The organism is Rhodococcus sp. 5G237 (assembly GCF_053764735.1).
In genome coordinates this window covers 1-16862 of sequence record NZ_JBSNCD010000012.1, presented here as the reverse complement: position 1 = coordinate 16862, position 16862 = coordinate 1, and the positions used below count along the sequence as shown (strand labels likewise).

General features: G+C 67.8%; 15 protein-coding genes and 1 tRNA gene. 14 read left to right on the top strand and 2 right to left on the bottom strand.

The features are described 5' to 3' along the window. Nucleotides 1–39 precede the first annotated feature (39 nt). The 7 genes from ACWPOC_RS23605 (at nucleotide 40) to ACWPOC_RS23575 (ending at nucleotide 6728) form a co-directional block, all read left to right on the top strand. Nucleotides 40–258: a DUF4244 domain-containing protein gene (locus ACWPOC_RS23605; protein WP_120281229.1), complete on the top strand. Its 219-nt coding sequence runs from the start codon at nucleotides 40–42 to the stop codon at nucleotides 256–258. 18 nt (nucleotides 259–276) lie between these two features. Then, a complete protein-coding gene (locus ACWPOC_RS23600; protein ID WP_159416863.1) occupies nucleotides 277–642 on the top strand; it encodes a TadE family type IV pilus minor pilin in 366 nt (121 codons plus the stop codon). Beyond that, the gene (locus tag ACWPOC_RS23595) at nucleotides 639–998 is read left to right on the top strand and encodes an Rv3654c family TadE-like protein (RefSeq protein WP_159416862.1); all 360 of its coding nucleotides are present in this window, start codon (nucleotides 639–641) and stop codon (nucleotides 996–998) included. The genes ACWPOC_RS23600 and ACWPOC_RS23595 overlap by 4 nt, the downstream gene beginning before the upstream one ends. A 444-nt stretch (nucleotides 999–1442) precedes the next feature. Beyond that, the gene (locus ACWPOC_RS23590) at nucleotides 1443–3056 is read left to right on the top strand and encodes a peptide ABC transporter substrate-binding protein (RefSeq protein WP_455409414.1); all 1614 of its coding nucleotides are present in this window, start codon (nucleotides 1443–1445) and stop codon (nucleotides 3054–3056) included. 84 nt (nucleotides 3057–3140) lie between these two features. Next, nucleotides 3141–4064, top strand: coding sequence for an ABC transporter permease (locus ACWPOC_RS23585; protein ID WP_106200723.1), 924 nt, complete (start codon nucleotides 3141–3143; stop codon nucleotides 4062–4064). Next, complete coding sequence (locus ACWPOC_RS23580) at nucleotides 4064–5011, top strand: ABC transporter permease (RefSeq protein WP_120281231.1); 948 nt, start codon at nucleotides 4064–4066, stop codon at nucleotides 5009–5011. Before ACWPOC_RS23585 ends, ACWPOC_RS23580 begins: the two co-directional genes overlap by 1 nt. A gap of 4 nt (nucleotides 5012–5015) precedes the next feature. Further along, nucleotides 5016–6728 carry an ABC transporter ATP-binding protein gene (locus ACWPOC_RS23575; RefSeq protein WP_455409413.1) on the top strand — a complete coding sequence of 571 codons (1713 nt, stop codon included), beginning with the start codon at nucleotides 5016–5018 and terminating at the stop codon, nucleotides 6726–6728. A 7-nt stretch (nucleotides 6729–6735) separates the two neighbouring features. On the opposite strand, the gene ACWPOC_RS23570 is transcribed toward ACWPOC_RS23575, so the two are convergent. Next, a complete protein-coding gene (locus tag ACWPOC_RS23570; RefSeq protein WP_455409412.1) occupies nucleotides 6736–9084 on the bottom strand; it encodes a DEAD/DEAH box helicase in 2349 nt (782 codons plus the stop codon). Between the two features lie 454 nt (nucleotides 9085–9538). Here ACWPOC_RS23570 and ACWPOC_RS23565 point away from each other — a divergent pair, with 454 nt between their 5' ends. From ACWPOC_RS23565 to ACWPOC_RS23550, 4 genes are all read left to right on the top strand, one after another. Further along, nucleotides 9539–9742, top strand: a complete 204-nt coding sequence (locus ACWPOC_RS23565; protein ID WP_003935252.1) for a cold-shock protein — start codon at nucleotides 9539–9541, stop codon at nucleotides 9740–9742. 163 nt (nucleotides 9743–9905) lie between these two features. Further along, nucleotides 9906–10511: a hypothetical protein gene (locus tag ACWPOC_RS23560; RefSeq protein WP_159416860.1), complete on the top strand. Its 606-nt coding sequence runs from the start codon at nucleotides 9906–9908 to the stop codon at nucleotides 10509–10511. A gap of 93 nt (nucleotides 10512–10604) precedes the next feature. Next, nucleotides 10605–13571, top strand: coding sequence for a type I DNA topoisomerase (topA, locus tag ACWPOC_RS23555; protein ID WP_455409411.1), 2967 nt, complete (start codon nucleotides 10605–10607; stop codon nucleotides 13569–13571). Nucleotides 13572–13607: 36 nt separating this feature from the next. Beyond that, nucleotides 13608–14246, top strand: a complete 639-nt coding sequence (locus ACWPOC_RS23550; RefSeq protein ID WP_455409410.1) for a helix-turn-helix domain-containing protein — start codon at nucleotides 13608–13610, stop codon at nucleotides 14244–14246. Here the strand turns inward: ACWPOC_RS23550 and ACWPOC_RS23545 are convergent. Beyond that, on the bottom strand, nucleotides 14183–14575 hold the full coding sequence (locus ACWPOC_RS23545; protein WP_120283901.1) for a VOC family protein: 393 nt from the start codon (nucleotides 14573–14575) through the stop codon (nucleotides 14183–14185). The two genes, ACWPOC_RS23550 and ACWPOC_RS23545, sit on opposite strands and share 64 nt — an antisense overlap. A 91-nt stretch (nucleotides 14576–14666) precedes the next feature. On the opposite strand from ACWPOC_RS23545, the gene ACWPOC_RS23540 reads away from it, so the two are divergent. The 3 genes from ACWPOC_RS23540 to ACWPOC_RS23530 all read left to right on the top strand — a co-directional run bounded on the left by ACWPOC_RS23540 (nucleotide 14667) and on the right by ACWPOC_RS23530 (nucleotide 16455). Continuing rightward, entirely contained in the window at nucleotides 14667–15854 is a 1188-nt protein-coding gene (locus ACWPOC_RS23540; RefSeq protein WP_120281236.1) for a DNA polymerase III subunit delta', read from the top strand. Nucleotides 15855–15916: 62 nt separating this feature from the next. Next, nucleotides 15917–15992: transfer RNA gene (locus ACWPOC_RS23535), tRNA-Thr, on the top strand. Nucleotides 15993–16257: 265 nt separating this feature from the next. Further along, nucleotides 16258–16455, top strand: coding sequence for a hypothetical protein (locus ACWPOC_RS23530; RefSeq protein ID WP_006552400.1), 198 nt, complete (start codon nucleotides 16258–16260; stop codon nucleotides 16453–16455). Nucleotides 16456–16862 lie beyond the last annotated feature (407 nt).

Sequence of the window (16862 nt, the reverse complement as noted above, 5' to 3'; positions counted from 1 at the left end):
CGCGGACGGTCCGCGCCGCACGGATGGGAGGGACGGAAGATGGGGAAACGAACACCGGACGCAGGGCTCGCACGTGGCCTGCGTGGTCGTCTTGGCGGGCTCGTCGTGCAGGACGACGGCATGTCGACGGCGGAATATGCGATCGGGACCATTGCGGCGGCGGCTTTCGGGGCGGTGCTGTACACCGTGGTGACCGGTGATTCGATCGTGTCCGCGCTGACGGGCATCGTCGAGCGTGCCCTGAACACGGCGGTGTGACACCGAAGCATGCGAAAGATGCTCGGACGACGCTGGTTACGTGCCTTCGTTCGTGAGGACGAAGGCGGGGTCACCGTCGAAGCGGCTCTCGCCGTCGCGAGCCTGGTCACGGTGCTCGTACTGTGCCTCGGTGCGGTGCTGGGCATCGCGTACCAGGTGCGGTGCCATGACGCCGCCCGCGAAGCCGCCCGCCTCGCTGCGCGGGGAGACCAGGCGAGGGCGATCGAGGTGGCCATGCGAGTCGCGCCTCCGGACGCACGCGTGGCGGTACGCGAGGAGGGAGATCTGATCGTGGCGGTCGTGACCGCGGAGAGTCCGCTGCTCCCGTTGCTGACCCTCACGGCCGAGGCGGTGGCGGTGCGCGAGCCGGAAGGAACGCGATGAGGTCGGGCCCCTCCCTCCTCGGCGACGACGGGAGCGCGAGTGTGATCGGCTGCGCCGTGATGGCCGGCCTCATCGCGATCACGGCCACGTTGCTGCACGTCGGGTCGGTCGTCGTCGCACGTCATCGTGCGCAGGCGGCGGCCGACCTGGCGGCGGTGGCGGTCGCCTCGGCACTGGACCGCGGGGTCGTGGAGGCCTGCGAGGCGAGCGAGGTGATCACCACACGGATGCGAGTGCGATTGCGGCGCTGCGAGATCCACGAGTGGGATGCGCTCGTCGAGGTCACCGCTGCGGTGTCGGCCCTCTTCGACGGGAAGGAGGCGACGGCCGTCGCGCGAGCCGGTCCTGCCCGATGAGGCCGTCGGCGGGTCGCTCGCGGCCGTATCCAGCGGATTCGCGCTCATTGCTTACCTGTGCTTATTATGTGTGACGGTCGTCATAGACGATTGTGGACACAGTGGTGGTGGACGAAGCAATTCCGGTTCCCGGTCGGGCAGCGGTAAGGGGTGCGGGAGCGGATGTAGTGCGGGGATGAGGGTCGGTTCCGTGGTCGGAACCCTTTCGCATCGACGTATCCGGCAGGCGACGTGTGTTCCTGTCTGATTACGAAGGTATTTCGTTCGTTCTTTTCCGGTCCCCCGATCGGGGGACGCCGCGTGACGGACTCTCGAAGTGTGTCCAGAGTCCCCCGGCATTCCGGGCTGCACATCGTTCGCACTGTGGCCCACACCGACACCGCGGACCATCGCGGCCTGCGCGGACGGCGACCCCGTCCCGCGGGAATTGAGGGAGGATCGATCTTGAGGGTCAAGCGCGTAATCGCGGCCGTGTCGGCAGGCTTCGTGGCTGCCGGCCTGCTCGCGGCATGTGGGGGCGGCAGCGCTTCCGGTGCCGAGGGCGTCTACAGCCTGCACATCATGCAGCCCGAGAACCCGCTGGTTCCGGGCAACACCACCGAGAGCGAGGGCAATCAGGTCCTCAAGTCACTGTTCACGCCGTTGGTGCGCTACAACGACGAGACCAGCGACGTGGAGTACACCGGCGTCGCGAAATCGGTCGAGTCCGAGGACCAGATGACCTGGACCATCGAACTGAACGAGGGCTGGACGTTCCACGACGGAACTCCCGTCACCGCGAAGTCGTATGTCGACGCGTGGAACTACACCGCTCTGAGCACCAACGCGTACGGCGCCTCGTACTTCTTCGAGAACGTCAAGGGATACGACGAGCTGCAGGCCGCCGACGGTGCCGAGCCCGCCGCGACCACCATGTCGGGCCTCGAGGCCGTGAACGACACGACGATCTCCGTCGAGCTGAAGGAACCGTTCGCGATCTTCCCGGTCACCCTCGGGTACACCGCGTTCTACCCTCTGCCCGAGGTGTTCTTCGACGACCCCGAGGCGTTCGGTCGCCGTCCGATCGGCAACGGCCCGTTCAAGGCAGACGAGGACTTCGTCGACGGTCAGGGTTTCACCGTGACCAAGTACGAGGAGTACGCCGGCGACAACCCGGCGCAGGCCGAGGGCGTGCAGTTCAAGGTCTACACCGAACTGACCACCGCCTACACCGACGTCCAGGCCGGCGGCCTCGACGTGCTGCTGGACCTGCCGCCGGACGCCTGGGCCACCGCCCGCGACCAGTTCGGTGATCGCTACGTCGAGCGCGCCCGCCCCGACATCACCGCGCTCTCGTTCCCGACCTACGACGAGCGTTTCGCCGACCCGCGTGTCCGCGAAGCATTCTCGATGGCGATCGATCGTCAGGCCATCACCACGGCCATCTTCACCGACACCCGCACGCCGGCGGCCTCCTTCGGGTCGCCCGTCGTCGAGGGCTACCGCGAGGACGCCTGCGGCGCCAAGTGCGAGCTGAACGTCGAGCAGGCCAACAAGCTGCTCGACGAGGCCGGCTTCGATCGCAGCCGGCCGGTCGATCTGTGGTTCAACGCCGGAGCCGGGCACGACCAGTGGATGACCGCGATCGGCAACCAGTTCCGCAGCAACCTCGGTGTCGAGTACGTGCTTCGCGGCGACCTGCAGTTCGCGCAGTACCTGCCGCTGCAGGACGACAAGGGCATGACCGGTCCGTTCCGGATGGGCTGGATCATGGACTACCCGTCGCTGTACAACTTCCTGGCTCCCGTCTACAGCACGGCCGCGATGCCGCCGGCCGGGTCGAACATGACCTTCTACAGCAACCCCGAGTTCGACGGGGCCCTGTCGGCCGGTAACAACGCCGACACCCTCGACGAGGCCACGGTGGAATACCAGCGCGCCGAGGACATCCTGTTCCGCGACCTGCCCGCCACGCCGCTCTTCTACGGACTGAACCAGGCCGTGACGAGCGACCGGGTCGACAACGTGAAGATCGACGCGTTCGGTGACATCGTGACCGAAGAGGTCACGGTCGGCTGAGTGACGAGTGGTGGGGGGGTCCCCACCAACAAGGGACCCCCCCACCACCCGCGTAGGACGTTCTGTTCCGTATAGGAGAACCCAGTGGGTCGCTTCATCACGCGCCGAGTGCTGTTGACCGTTCCGGTCCTGATCGGCGCCTCGTTCCTCATCTTCGCGATGGTCTACGCCCTTCCGGGCGATCCCATTCGCGCGCTGGCGGGCGATCGCCCGCTCGCTCCCGCGGTCGTGGCGCAGCTCCGCGCCCAGTACAACCTCGACGATCCGTTCTTCGTCCAGTACATCAAGTACGTCGGTGGACTGTTCCAGGGCGACTTCGGATCCGACTTCTCCGGTAGGCCGGTGCTGGACACCATCTCGCAGCGCTTGCCGGTCACCATCCAGCTGACCGCGGTGGCCGTGGTCTTCGAGATCCTCATCGGCGTCACGGCCGGTGTGCTCGCAGCGCTGCGCCGCAATTCCTTCTTCGACAACCTCGTGCTCGTCTCGTCGACGCTGCTCGTCTCCATCCCGGTGTTCGTCCTCGGCTTCGTCTCGCAGTACGTCCTGGGATACAAGCTGGGTCTGTTCCCGATCGCCGGTATCAACGACGGCTGGTACAGCTACCTGTTGCCCGGCCTGGTGCTCGCATCCCTGTCGATGGCCTACGTGGCACGACTGACGCGCACTGCGGTCTCGGAGTCGATGGCGGCCGATTACATCCGCACCGCCCGCTCCAAGGGCGTCGGATACAGCCGCATCGTGACCCGGCATGCCTTGCGCAACAGCCTCATCCCGGTCGTGACGTTCATCGGTGCCGACATCGGCGCGTTGCTCGGCGGCGCGATCATCACCGAGTCCGTGTTCAACATTCCCGGGCTCGGCCGCGCCATCTTCGACGCTGTGCAGAACCAGGAAGGTGCAGTGGTCGTCGGCATCGTCACGCTGATGGTCTTCTTCTACATCTTCTTCAATCTCGTCGTGGACGTGCTGTACGCCTTCCTCGACCCACGGATCAGATACGAGTAGTGGTGATGGATTCCAATAACGCCGAGGCCGCCCGCCAGCACGCCGTGCAGGAAGGCGAGCCGGGAAATGTCGTGACCGGTGAGGCCGTCGAGCTCGTCGGCCAGGCGAGCCTGTGGGGCAACGCGTGGAAGAAGCTGCGCCGCAGCGCGTTCTTCTGGTTCGGAGCCGTCATCACCATCGTTCTCGTCGCGATGGCGGTGGTGCCGCAGGTGTTCGCTCGCGGGATCGATCCGCGGGCCTGCGACCTGTCGGACACCCGTCTCCCGCCCAGCGCGGAGCACTGGTTCGGAACGGACCTGCAGGGTTGCGACTACTACGCCAACGTCGTCTACGGCGCCCGCGTGTCGCTGTCCATCGGTCTGCTGGCCGTCATCGGTGTGCTGGTCATCGGTGTCCTGATCGGTTCGCTCGCGGGATATTTCGGAGGAATCCTCGACAGCGTGCTGGCACGGTTCACCGATGTCTTCTTCGGCATCCCGCTCCTGCTCGGTGCGCTCGTGCTGCTGACCGTGACCAGTGAGAGGACGGCCCTGACGGTCGCGATGGCGCTGATCGCCTTCGGCTGGATGACCGCGATGCGCCTGGTGCGGTCGTCGGTCATCGCGGTCAAGGGCAGTGAATACGTCCAGGCGGCGCAGGTGCTCGGTGCGTCGACCTTCCGCATCCTCGTCCGGCACATCCTGCCGAACGCCCTGACCCCGGTGCTGGTGTACGCCACCGTCGCCGTCGGTACGTTCATCGCGGCCGAGGCTGCGCTGTCGTATCTCGGTATCGGCCTGCAGATGCCGGCCATGTCCTGGGGCCTGCAGATCAACCTGGGCCAGAGCTACCTCTCCACCTCGCCGCATCTGGTGCTGTTCCCGGCAGGATTCCTGTCGGTCACGGTGCTGGCCTTCATTCTCATGGGTGATGCGCTGCGCGATGCGCTCGACCCGAAACGGAGCTGACGCAATGAGTCTCGATACGCGCGAGAAGACCACCCCCGGCGCCCCGATCCTGGAGGTCTCCGGTCTGACCATCGACTTCGAGGTGGACCGGACCTGGCGGACCGCCGTGCACGACGTCTCGTTCGAGGTGGCGCGCGGAGAGATCGTGGCGATCGTCGGCGAATCCGGTTCGGGCAAGTCGACGACCGCCATGGCGGTACCGGGTCTGCTCGCTGACAACAGCCGGGTCGACGGCAGCATCACCCTCGGTGGGCGCGAGCTCGTCGGTCTGGCGGAACGCGAGCTGAACTCGGTGCGCGGCAAGGATATCGCCGTGATCTTCCAGGAGCCGATGACGGCTCTCAATCCCGTCTACACGATCGGGTGGCAGATCACCGAGGCCATCCGCGCGCACGCCGACGTGACGAAGGCCGAGGCGAAGGAGCGCGTGGTCGAGCTGCTGCGTCTCGTCGACATGCCCGAACCCGAGAAGCGCGTCGGCTACTACCCGCACCAGCTCTCCGGCGGTCAGCGTCAGCGCGCGATGATCGCGCAGGCCCTGGCATCCGAACCGTCGGTGCTCATCGCCGACGAACCCACCACCGCTCTCGACGTGACGGTGCAGGCGGAGATCCTGCAGCTCATGCGCGACCTGCGCGAGCGGGTGGACGCGGCGATCGTGCTCATCACGCACGACATGGGTGTCGTCGCCGACATGGCCGACCGCATCATCGTCATGCGCGACGGTGCGATCGTCGAGCAGGGGACGTCGGATCGGATCTTCGGCACGCCGGAGCACGCCTACACCCGCGAACTGCTCGCCTCGGTGCCCCACCTCGGCTCGCGCGCCGGTGAGGTGGGTGCCGACGACACACCGGACGTGCAGTACGCGCTCCGGTTCGTCGACGCGGTGATCGAGTACCCCGGTGCCCGACGCAACAGCGGCTTCCGCGCCGTGGACGGGGTGAGTCTCGACATCGAACCGGGTGAGGTCGTCGGGCTCGTCGGCGAATCGGGCTCGGGTAAGTCGACCATCGGCAAGGCCGCGGTCGGTCTGGTCGGGTTGCACTCGGGGTCGTTGTCCGTCGGCGGTGTGGACATCACGAAGATGTCGGCGCGCGACCTGCGTCCTGTGCGCCGCAAGATCGGCATCGTCTTCCAGGATCCGGGTTCGTCGCTCAATCCGCGGTGGCCGATCGGGCAGTCCATCGCCGAGCCGATGCTGCTGCACACCGAGATGGACCGCACGCAGCGGGACAAGAAGGTCGAAGAACTTCTCGATCAGGTCCATCTGCCCCGCGACATGCGCAACCGCTATCCGCACCAACTTTCCGGCGGACAGCGTCAGCGGGTGGGCATCGCCCGGGCCCTCGCGCTCGAACCGACACTGCTGATCGCGGACGAACCCACCTCTGCGCTCGACGTGTCGGTGCAGGCCAAGGTGCTCGAGCTGTTCCGGGAACTGCAGCGTGAGTACGGCTTCGCGTGCCTGTTCATCAGCCACGACCTGGCCGTCGTCGAGGTGCTCGCCCGTCGCATCGCCGTGATGCGCGCCGGCAGACTCGTCGAGTTCGACCGGACCGATCGCATCCTGCGTTCGCCGTCGGATCCGTACACCAAGCGACTGCTGGCGGCCGTTCCCGTCCCGGATCCGGCCGAGCAGGCGCGCCGCCGCGAGGCGCGTGCCGCGCTGCTGGCCGCCGAACGCGCCGAGGCCGGAGGCGCGCCGGTGGCCTGAACCGGCGTCACCCCCCGATCGCAGCGAGGACGGCATCGAGGACGGCGACCGCGCCGGCCTTGTCGAGAGGATCGTTGCCGTTCCCGCACTTGGGGGAGTACACGCACGACGGGCATCCGGCGGCGCACTCGCACGCCGCGACCGCATCGCGGGTCGCGGTGAGCCATTTGGTGATCCGGTGGTATCCGCGTTCGGCGAATCCGGCACCGCCGGGCTGTCCGTCGTAGACGAAGACGGTGGGCAGCCCGGTGTCGGGGTGCAGGTCGGTGGAGACACCGCCGATGTCGCCGCGATCGCACGTCGCGAGCAGGGGGAGCAGACCGATCGCGGCATGCTCGGCGGCGTGGAGTGCGCCGGGTACGCGATCGGGGGTCACCCCGATCCGGTCGAGCAGGTCGGGGTCGATCGTGTACATCACCGCGCGGGTGTCGAGCGTGTGCTCCGGCATGTCGAGGGGGATCTGGTCGAGCACCTCCCCGGACGGCAGGCGGCGCAGATAGCCGACCACGCGATGCGTCACCTCGACCCCCACGGACGCGACCGTGACGGGCCCGAACTCGCGGTATTCGTCGACGGAGATGCAGCAGATGTCGGTGATCTCGCGTGCGCTCGTCGACCATTCCGGGTCCTCGGCGTGCACGAGGGCGATGCCGTCGTCGAGATACAACTCGTCGACGACGAAGGTTTCGCCCTGGTGCAGGTGCACCGCTCCGGGGTGAACGGTCGCGGGGGCGCGGGCGGCATCGACGGTGCCGAACATGCGACCGGTGTCGCCCTCGACGATCGAAACCTGGTGGCCGATCCCGCCGCGGATCTCGACATCGCCGTGCGGTTGCGTTCCCGGCGTGACGAACCAGCCGTGCGGGCGGCGCCGGATCAGTCCCTGCTCCGCGAGGTCCGTGAGGACGTCGAGCGCGCCGAACTCCTCGACGTCGGCATCGTTGAGCGGCAGTTCCGATGCAGCGCAGAGGAGTTGGGGTCCGAGCACGTACGGATTGTTCGGATCGGTGACCGTCGCCTCGACCGGCCGGTCGAGCAGTGCCTGCGGATGGTGCACGAGATAGGTGTCGAGCGGATCGTCCCGCGCGACCAGCACGACGAGCGAACCCTGCCCGCGGCGGCCGGCGCGACCGCCCTGCTGCCGGAAGGACGCGACCGTGCCCGGGAATCCGGCGACGATCACCGCGTCCAGACCGGCGATGTCCACTCCGAGTTCGAGGGCGTTGGTGCTGGCGACGCCGAGCAGACGGCCGTCGGAGAGAGCGGCCTCGAGATCGCGCCGATCCTCGGCGAGGTAGCCCGCGCGGTAGGCCGCCACCCGGTCGACGAGATCCGGTGCCGCCTCGGCGAGAAGCCGGCGTGCACCCATGGCCGTGAGCTCGGCGCCGTGACGCGACCGGACGAACGCCAGGGTGCGGGCACCTTCGACGACGAGGTCGGCGAGAAGACGCGCGGCCTCGGTCCCGGCGGCCCGCCGCACCGGAGCGCCGTGTTCGCCCGTGAGTTCGCGCAGCAGGGGCGGCTCCCACATCGCGACGGTGCGGGGTCCGTGCGGCGAACCGTCCTCGGTGACCTCGCGGCAGGGTGCTCCGATGAGCCGGGACGCCGCCACCCCCGGTTCCGCGGTCGTCGCGGAGGCGAGGACGAAGACGGGATCGGCGCCGTACCGGCGGGCGACGCGCCGGAGCCGACGCAGGATCAGTGCGACGTGCGAGCCGAACACACCCCGATAGGAGTGGCATTCGTCGACGACGACGTACCGCAGGCGTCGCCACAGCCGGGCCCATCGTGCGTGGGCGGGCAACAGCGACAGGTGCAGCATGTCGGGATTGGTGAAGATCCAGCGCGAGTGCCGGCGCGTCCACTGCCGGATCTCGGTGGAGGTGTCGCCGTCGTAGGCGCACGCGCACACGGTCGACAGGGCGTCGATGTCGGAGGTCAGTTCGGTGACCGCGCGCAGCTGGTCCGCGCCGAGGGCCTTGGTGGGCGACAGGTACAGGGCGGTGGCCTGCGGGTCGTCGGCGAGCGCGCTCAGGACGGGCAGCTGGTAGGCGACCGACTTGCCCGACGCGGTGCCGGTGGACACCACCACGTTCTCCCCGCCGGCCGCGATGTCGGCGGCGCTCGCCTGGTGGTGCCAGGGACGCTCGACGCCCTGTTCACGGAAGGCCCGGACGACGTCCTCGTGTGCCCACTGCGGCCAGTCGCTGTGGTGGGCGGGTCGGGCCGGGATCTCTGCGACGTGGGTCAGCGGTGACTCGCCCGTCGGGGTGCCGGCGAGCAGCCGGTCGAGCAGCTCACGACCGTAGGTGGGGGCGGTGGCGTCGCCGCTGTGGAGGAAGGGCGAGCCGGTCACGCAGTACTCCGCTGGGTCGGACGAGGTGTCTGTCGGAAACGTCTGTCGATAGGAGTGTGTCGGATACGGGGAGGCTGTGTCGGATACGGGGAGGCTGTGTCGGATGCGGGAGACCCGGGTCCGGGACGAGTGGGGCCACAGTGGCTTCCCGTAACATGGGAGCAACAGCTACCCGTGGGTAATGCTACCGAGACATGAACAAGATCAGGGAATTGGCACGTTTGTGCCCATTCCTACTGTTGCGCGTGCCCAGAACGTGGTTGACTGACACCCGGTCGCAGCTTCTGTGTTCGTAGACTTGGAAAAGTGCACGCTCGCAGGATCGATGGTTGCGAGCGCGGTGCTTTAGCTCTTCCAACGGGGGACTCGAGAAGTACAGCGGTCGGAACCGGGACCTGGCGGATCGCGTACCCGGCGGTTCGTCGAATCCGGTGTTAGAAAGAGAAGGAAAAGCATGGCACAGGGCACTGTGAAGTGGTTCAACGCGGAGAAGGGCTTCGGCTTCATCGCTCCTGAGGACGGCTCCGCCGACGTGTTCGTTCACTACTCCGAGATCCAGGGTTCCGGCTTCCGCACCCTCGAGGAGAACCAGCGAGTCGAGTTCGAGGTCGGTCAGGGCACCAAGGGCCCGCAGGCCACCGGCGTGCGCGCACTCTGATCCACCCGCTCGAGCGAGCAACCGGGCAAGGTCAACCACCTCGCCCGATCGTCCCCCGTCGCCTCAGGTGATGGGGGACGATGCATTTTCCGGGACGTGTGCGCGAACCGGTCGCGGAACCTCGCCGCCTCGTCGCGCTCACGGAGCCGGGAGAGGAGGACCCGTGAGTCAACTGTCCTTCTTCGGGGCCGACACGATGCCGCCGGCCCTGGCCGACCTGAGCGGCCTGCTCGCGGCACACGGACGTGCGCGTCTCACCGACGACGGCGCAGTGCTGACCGTGGAGGTCGACGCCGAATGGCGCGCCCGTGCGATCGTGCAGCTCGTGACCGACACGGGAGTCGAGGCGGACATCGCCGTCGACGGTGAGCTGTTCACCGTCAGCACGTCCACCGACTCGGCTCTCGTCCCGCTCGCGACCCAGTGGAACAGCAGCGACGGCAAGACGGTCCCGACCGGCTGGGTTCCGTCCTCGCGGGCCCAGCGGGCGTGGTTCCTCGCGTCCGGTCGCATGGAGGTCGAGGGAGCACAGTATGTTCTCGGTCTGGATCCGACGGCTCCCGACACCCATGCAGTTCTGGCGCAGGCGCTCATGCGCGCCGGCATCGCACCGACCCTGATCGGTACGCACGGCACCGGTGGGCCGGGGTTGAGGATCTCCGGCCGGAGGCGTCTGACGAGGCTCGTCGAGAACATCGGTGCACCTCCGGACGCCGACGCGGCACGACGGATCTGGCCGCACGTGGAACCGGGTGATCATCACTTGTGAAGAGCCGTTCCCCGAGGATGTGCGACCCTGTGTGTGGCCGCGTCTGGGGAACGGGTCGGTATACATGTCTTCGAACAAGACGACATGTCGGCAATGAGGGAAGGTGCGGGCGGCACGGTGGCAGCACGGGAGAAGAGCACTGCGGGCGGTTCGTCGGGCACGCGTCGGCTCGTGATCGTCGAGTCCCCGACCAAGGCGAGGAAGATCGCTCCCTACCTCGGTCGCGACTACGTCGTCGAGGCATCGGTCGGTCACATCCGCGACCTGCCGCGCGGTGCCGCGGACGTCCCCGCCAAGTACAAGGGCGAGTCGTGGGCGCGCCTCGGTGTCGACGTCGATCACGACTTCGAACCCCTCTACGTCGTCAGCGCCGACAAGAAGACCAAGGTCTCGGAGCTGAAGAGCCTGCTCAAGGACGCCGACGAGCTCTACCTCGCCACCGACCCCGACCGTGAGGGCGAGGCCATCGCCTGGCACCTGCTCGAGACCCTCAAGCCCAAGGTGCCGGTCCGGCGCATGGTCTTCCACGAGATCACCGAGCCCGCCATCCGCGCGGCCGCCGAGAACACCCGCGATCTCGACAACGACCTGGTCGACGCGCAGGAGACCCGCCGCATCCTCGACCGTCTGTACGGCTACGAGGTCAGCCCCGTGCTGTGGAAGAAGGTCATGCCCCGTCTGTCGGCGGGTCGTGTGCAGTCGGTGGCGACCCGCGTGATCGTGCAGCGCGAACGCGAGCGCATGGCGTTCAAGTCCGCCGAGTACTGGGACATCGCGGCCACGATGGACGCCGGCGCCGATGCGAGCCCCCGTTCGTTCGGTGCCCGCCTGGTCAACGTCGACGGTTCCCGTGTCGCCTCGGGTCGCGACTTCGGGCCCGACGGGAACCTGAAGTCGAACGGTGTCGTCGTCCTCGACGAGGACCGTGCACGCCGCCTCGCGGAGGCACTCGCCGGTGTCGCGCTGACGGTGTCGTCGGCCGAGAGCAAGCCGTACACCCGCAAGCCCTACGCGCCGTTCATGACGTCGACGCTGCAGCAGGAGGCGGGCCGCAAGCTGCGGTTCTCGTCCGAGCGCACCATGCGCACCGCGCAGCGTCTGTACGAGAACGGCTACATCACCTACATGCGTACCGACTCGACGACGCTGTCCGAGTCGGCGATCGCGGCGGCCCGCGCACAGGCCACCCAGCTGTACGGTGCCGAGTTCGTCCATCCGACGCCGCGCCAGTACACCCGCAAGGTCAAGAACGCGCAGGAAGCACACGAGGCGATCCGTCCCGCCGGCGACGTCTTCGCCACCCCCGGCGAGCTGCACGCGCGCCTCGACGGCGACGAGTTCAAGCTCTACGAGCTCATCTGGCAGCGCACCGTCGCCTCGCAGATGGCCGACGCGCGGGGCACGACGCTGACGCTGCGCATCACCGGCACCGCGGGCAGCGGCGAGGAGTGCACCTTCTCGTCGTCGGGCCGCACCATCACGTTCCCGGGCTTCCTCAAGGCGTACGTCGAGAGTGTCGACGAGGAGGCCGGTGGTCAGTCGGACGACGCGGAGTCGCGTCTGCCGAACCTGTCCGAGGGCGCGTCGGTCACCGCGACGAAGCTCGATCCGGACGGTCACTCCACCAACCCGCCCGCCCGGTACACCGAGGCGAGCCTGATCAAGACGCTCGAAGAGCTCGGGATCGGCCGGCCCTCGACCTACGCGTCGATCATCAAGACCATCCTCGACCGCGGCTACGTCTACAAGCGTGGCAGCGCGCTCGTCCCGTCGTGGGTGGCGTTCGCCGTCATCGGCCTGCTCGAAGCGCACTTCGCCCAGCTCGTCGACTACGACTTCACGGCCGGGATGGAGGACGATCTCGACGAGATCGCCTCCGGTCACCGGCAGCGCACCGACTGGCTGACGCGGTTCTACTTCGGCAGCGACGACGGTCACGAGGAGTCGGTCGCGCGCAAGGGTGGCCTGAAGAAGCTGGTGGGGGAGAACCTCGAGGACATCGATGCCCGCGAGATCAACTCCATCCGCCTGTTCGACGACTCCGAGGGTCGTGAGATCCACGTGCGTGTGGGTCGCTTCGGTCCGTACCTCGAACGGATGGTCACCGACCCCGACAACCCCGACGCCGAGCCGACCTCGCAGCGGGCGAACCTGCCTGACGACCTGCCGCCGGACGAGCTCACCCTCGAGTACGCCGAGAAGCTCTTCTCGACGCCGCAGGAGGGACGCGTCCTCGGTGTCGATCCGTCGACCGGCTACGAGATCGTCGCGCGGGAGGGTCGCTTCGGTCCCTACGTGACCGAGTTGATCCCCGATCCCGAACCCGAGCCCGAACCGGAGCCGGACGTCACGCCCATCCCCGTCGAGGAACTCGGCTCGGAGGGAGAGGGCGGCACGAAGACCGCCACCAAGAAGGCCGTCGCCAAGAAGGCAGCGAAGAAGGCTCCCGCGAAGAAGGCCGCGAAGAAGACCGGCCCGAAGCCCCGCACGGGTTCGCTGTTCAAGACGATGGACCTGTCCACGGTCACCCTGGAAGACGCCCTGAAACTGCTGTCGCTGCCGCGCGTGGTGGGTGTCGATCCGGAGTCCGGCGACGAGATCACCGCTCAGAACGGCCGCTACGGTCCGTACCTGAAGAAGGGCAGCGACTCGCGGTCGCTCGCGAACGAGGAGCAGATCTTCACTGTCACCCTCGAGGAGGCGCTGAAGATCTACGCGGAGCCGAAGCGCCGCGGCCGGCAGGCCGCCGCCACGCCGCCGCTGCGCGAGCTGGGCACCGACCCGGTCAGCGGCAAGCCGATGGTGATCAAGGACGGCCGGTTCGGTCCGTACGTCACCGACGGTGAGACGAACGCGAGCCTGCGCAAGGGCGACGAGGTCGAGTCCATCACCGACGAGCGGGCATCCGAACTGCTCGCCGACCGTCGGGCACGCGGTCCGGCCAAGAAGACCGCGAAGAAGACTGCGGCGAAGAAGACTGCCGCCAAGAAGACCACCGCCAAGAAGACGGCGGCGAAGAAGACGACGAAGAAGGCCGCCGCGAAGAAGACGACGGACTGACGGGTCCCCGTCGGGGTACGCGGATAGCCTCACGGTGTGTACCGCGAACTGCCGACGGGGATCCGCGGCGTCACACTGTGGCGGTCCGAGCCGTCCGGTGCCCGCGTAGGCGGAACCCATGTGCTGCCGGACGGCTGCATGGACCTCATCCGGCACGCCGACGGCTTCCTCGTCGCCGGCCCGGACACGACGTCCCAGTTCTCCGATCTGGCGGCGGACCGACCGCTGACGGCCGTCCGGTTCGAGCCCGGCCTGGGGGCGCGGTTCTTCGGCGTCGACGCGAGCGAGCTGACCGATCGACGGGTTCCGCTCGACGAACACGATCCGATGGCCGACCTCGCGCGGACGCTGGCCGCCGGTGCGGCCGTCACGGAAGTCGCCGCGACCCTCGGCTGGAGCGACAGGACCCTGCGTCGTCGCTCGGCCCGGGCCTACGGATACGGACCGAAGATGTTGTCGCGGGTGCTGCGCTTCCGTCGGGCGGTCGCGCGTGCCCGGGCCGGCGACGACTTCGCCCGTGTCGCAGCCGACTGCGGGTACAGCGACCAGGCGCATCTGGCCCGGGAGGTCCGTGCCCTGTCGGGTGCCACCCTCGGTGAACTGGCCCGGGGTCACCCCGGGAGCGCGGCGAACAGGTCGACGCTGTGGCCGTCGGGATCGATCGCACTCGCGTAGCGCTGTCCCCAGAATGCGTCCCAGGGCGCCTTCGTCGACGTGCACCCCGCCTCGATCAACGCTGCAAGTGTCTCGTCGACCGCCTCTGGGGAACCACAGTCGAAGGCGAGCGCCGCCCCGCCTCCGGACGACGGCTCGAACTCCGGATCGAAGCTGCGGACGGATTCGACGGTGTCCCACATCAGGCGCAGACCACCGGGGAGAGTGACCTCGAAGTGCGGTACCTCGGGTGCTTCGGTGGGCAGGTCGAGGCCGAGCACGCGATAGCACGCGAAGGAGCGATCGAGATCGGCGACGACGAGCCCCACTGCGGAGAAATGAATGGTCATGGTCCGACGGTAGGGCCGTGGACGTGCGGCCGTCTTGAACGTTTCGGACACGTGATCCGGACCCGTCGGACCCGGTCGTTAGGCTGAGCGCATGCCCGGGGTCTTCGATCGTCTCGTCGGTCAACGCGATGTCGAGACCGAACTCGTCGCGGCCGCGGTAGCTGCCCGTCGGGGCGACACCGGGTCGGCGATGACGCACTCGTGGCTGTTCACAGGTCCTCCCGGGTCCGGTCGCTCGGTCGCGGCGCTGTGTTTCGCCGCCGCCCTGCAGTGCACCGACGAGGAGACTCCCGGCTGCGGGCGATGCCACGCCTGCACCACCACGATGGCCGGCACCCACGGCGACGTACGGCGGGTCGTGCCCGAGGGACTGACGATCAGCGTCAAGTCGATGCGCGACATCGTGCAGGTCGCGTCGCGGCGTCCCAGCACGGGGCGATGGCAGGTCGTGGTGATCGAGGACGCCGACCGTCTCACCGAAGGCGCCGCGAACGCGCTGCTGAAGGTGGTCGAGGAACCGCCGCAGCGAACGGTTTTCCTCCTGTGTGCGCCGTCGGTCGATCCCGAGGACATCTCGGTGACGCTGCGCTCGCGCTGCCGTCACATCGGGTTGGTCACCCCCAGCGCCGACGCCATCGCGCGCGTCCTCGAAGCCACCGACGACATCGATCCGAAGACGGCGCAGTGGGCTGCATCCGTCAGCGCCGGCCACGTCGGCCGGGCCCGACGGCTGGCCATCGACGAGGGCGCCCGCGACAACCGGGCACGTGCGCTCGCTGTCGCCGGCGCGGTCCTGCGCCCCGCCACCACCTACTCCGCAGCCGACGACCTCGGCCGCAGCGCCGAGACCGAGGCGAAGGAGATCAGTGCGGAGCGCGACGAGCGCGAGACCGAGGAGCTGAGGACCGCTCTCGGTGCCGGCGGTACCGGCAAGGGAGCTGCGGGTGCGCTTCGCGGTTCGGCCGGGGTCCTCAAGGAACTCGAACGCACCCAGAAGTCGCGGAAGACGCGGACCGAGCGCGACATCATGGACCGAGCCCTGATCGATCTCGCCGGCCTGTACCGGGACGCACTGGTGCATGCCTTCGGGTCGCGGGTCACGCTCAACCATCCGGACATGTCGGATCGCGCGGCCGACCTGGCGTCGAGGACCCGGCCGGAGTCGCTGCTCGAGTGCATCGAGGCCATCCTCGACTGCCGGGAGGCGCTCGCCCAGAACGTCAAACCCCGCTTCGCTCTCGCGGCGCTCGCAGCCCGGTTGAGCTCGGCGTTCCGGTAGCCGAAGTGCCGGTTTGCGTCGGGGTGGGGGTAGTCCGCTAGACTTCGGACGCCGAAAGGCTCGCTGCCTTAGCTCAGTCGGTAGAGCATTTCACTCGTAATGAAAAGGTCGTCGGTTCGATTCCGACAGGCAGCTCCACGAAGGCCCCTCACCACGGTGAGGGGCCTTCGACGTTTCTGCGCGCTGTGCGATTCGCACGGATGATGGAGACATGTTGATGGAACTGTTCTCCTTGGTCCTGATCATCGGCGCTCTTGCCGTGGTGCTGCCCATGGCCGTCCGGGTCTTCCGGGACAAGGACCGTTGACGCGAAGCGACCGCGACTATCGGCGCGCACGAGAGCGGTCTCGGACACGGCTGCGAAATCCTCGACAACCCGGTCACCGCGCAGCATGCTTCTCTCATGGCTGAGTCGTTGAAGGACCGGGTTCGGGAGAAGATCCTGCGGCAGCGCGCCGAGGACGGGGGCCGGCCGATCGGCGACGCGGAAGGGGACGACCCTCGCCTCATGGATCTCCGCAGCGACCTCGCGATGCTGGAGCAGGCCGGCGAGGACGATCCGATCGTTCAGCACCTCGCAGCGAAGTACTGGGTCCCCTGAACACCCTCACAACGACGCTCCGTAAGTCGATAAACCCGCTCTGAACTGGCGATTTGGTGTTCTCGGAGATGTTCGCGTAACTTATTCCAGGTCAGAGCGACACGGACACCGACCCGGGCCGAGAGGAACGGGACAACGAGGTTGGACGAAGGCGCCTGCAGATTTCACTGGTTCGAAACCTTCTGGTAAGGTTTGGAGCCGTGCCCGAGAGCCGGAAGGCCCTCGGATGAACAGTCACCCCGGAGTGAACGAACCGGAAGGTTCGGGATCGATGGTGTGTGCGTGTTCTTTGAGAACTCAACAGTGTGCCGATGAATGTCAGTGCCAAATAATATTTGGTGCGACCATCGAATTTGTTCGGTGGTTGTTGCTGGACATCGCATTCTTCCGTCTGCGGTGGTCCAGTG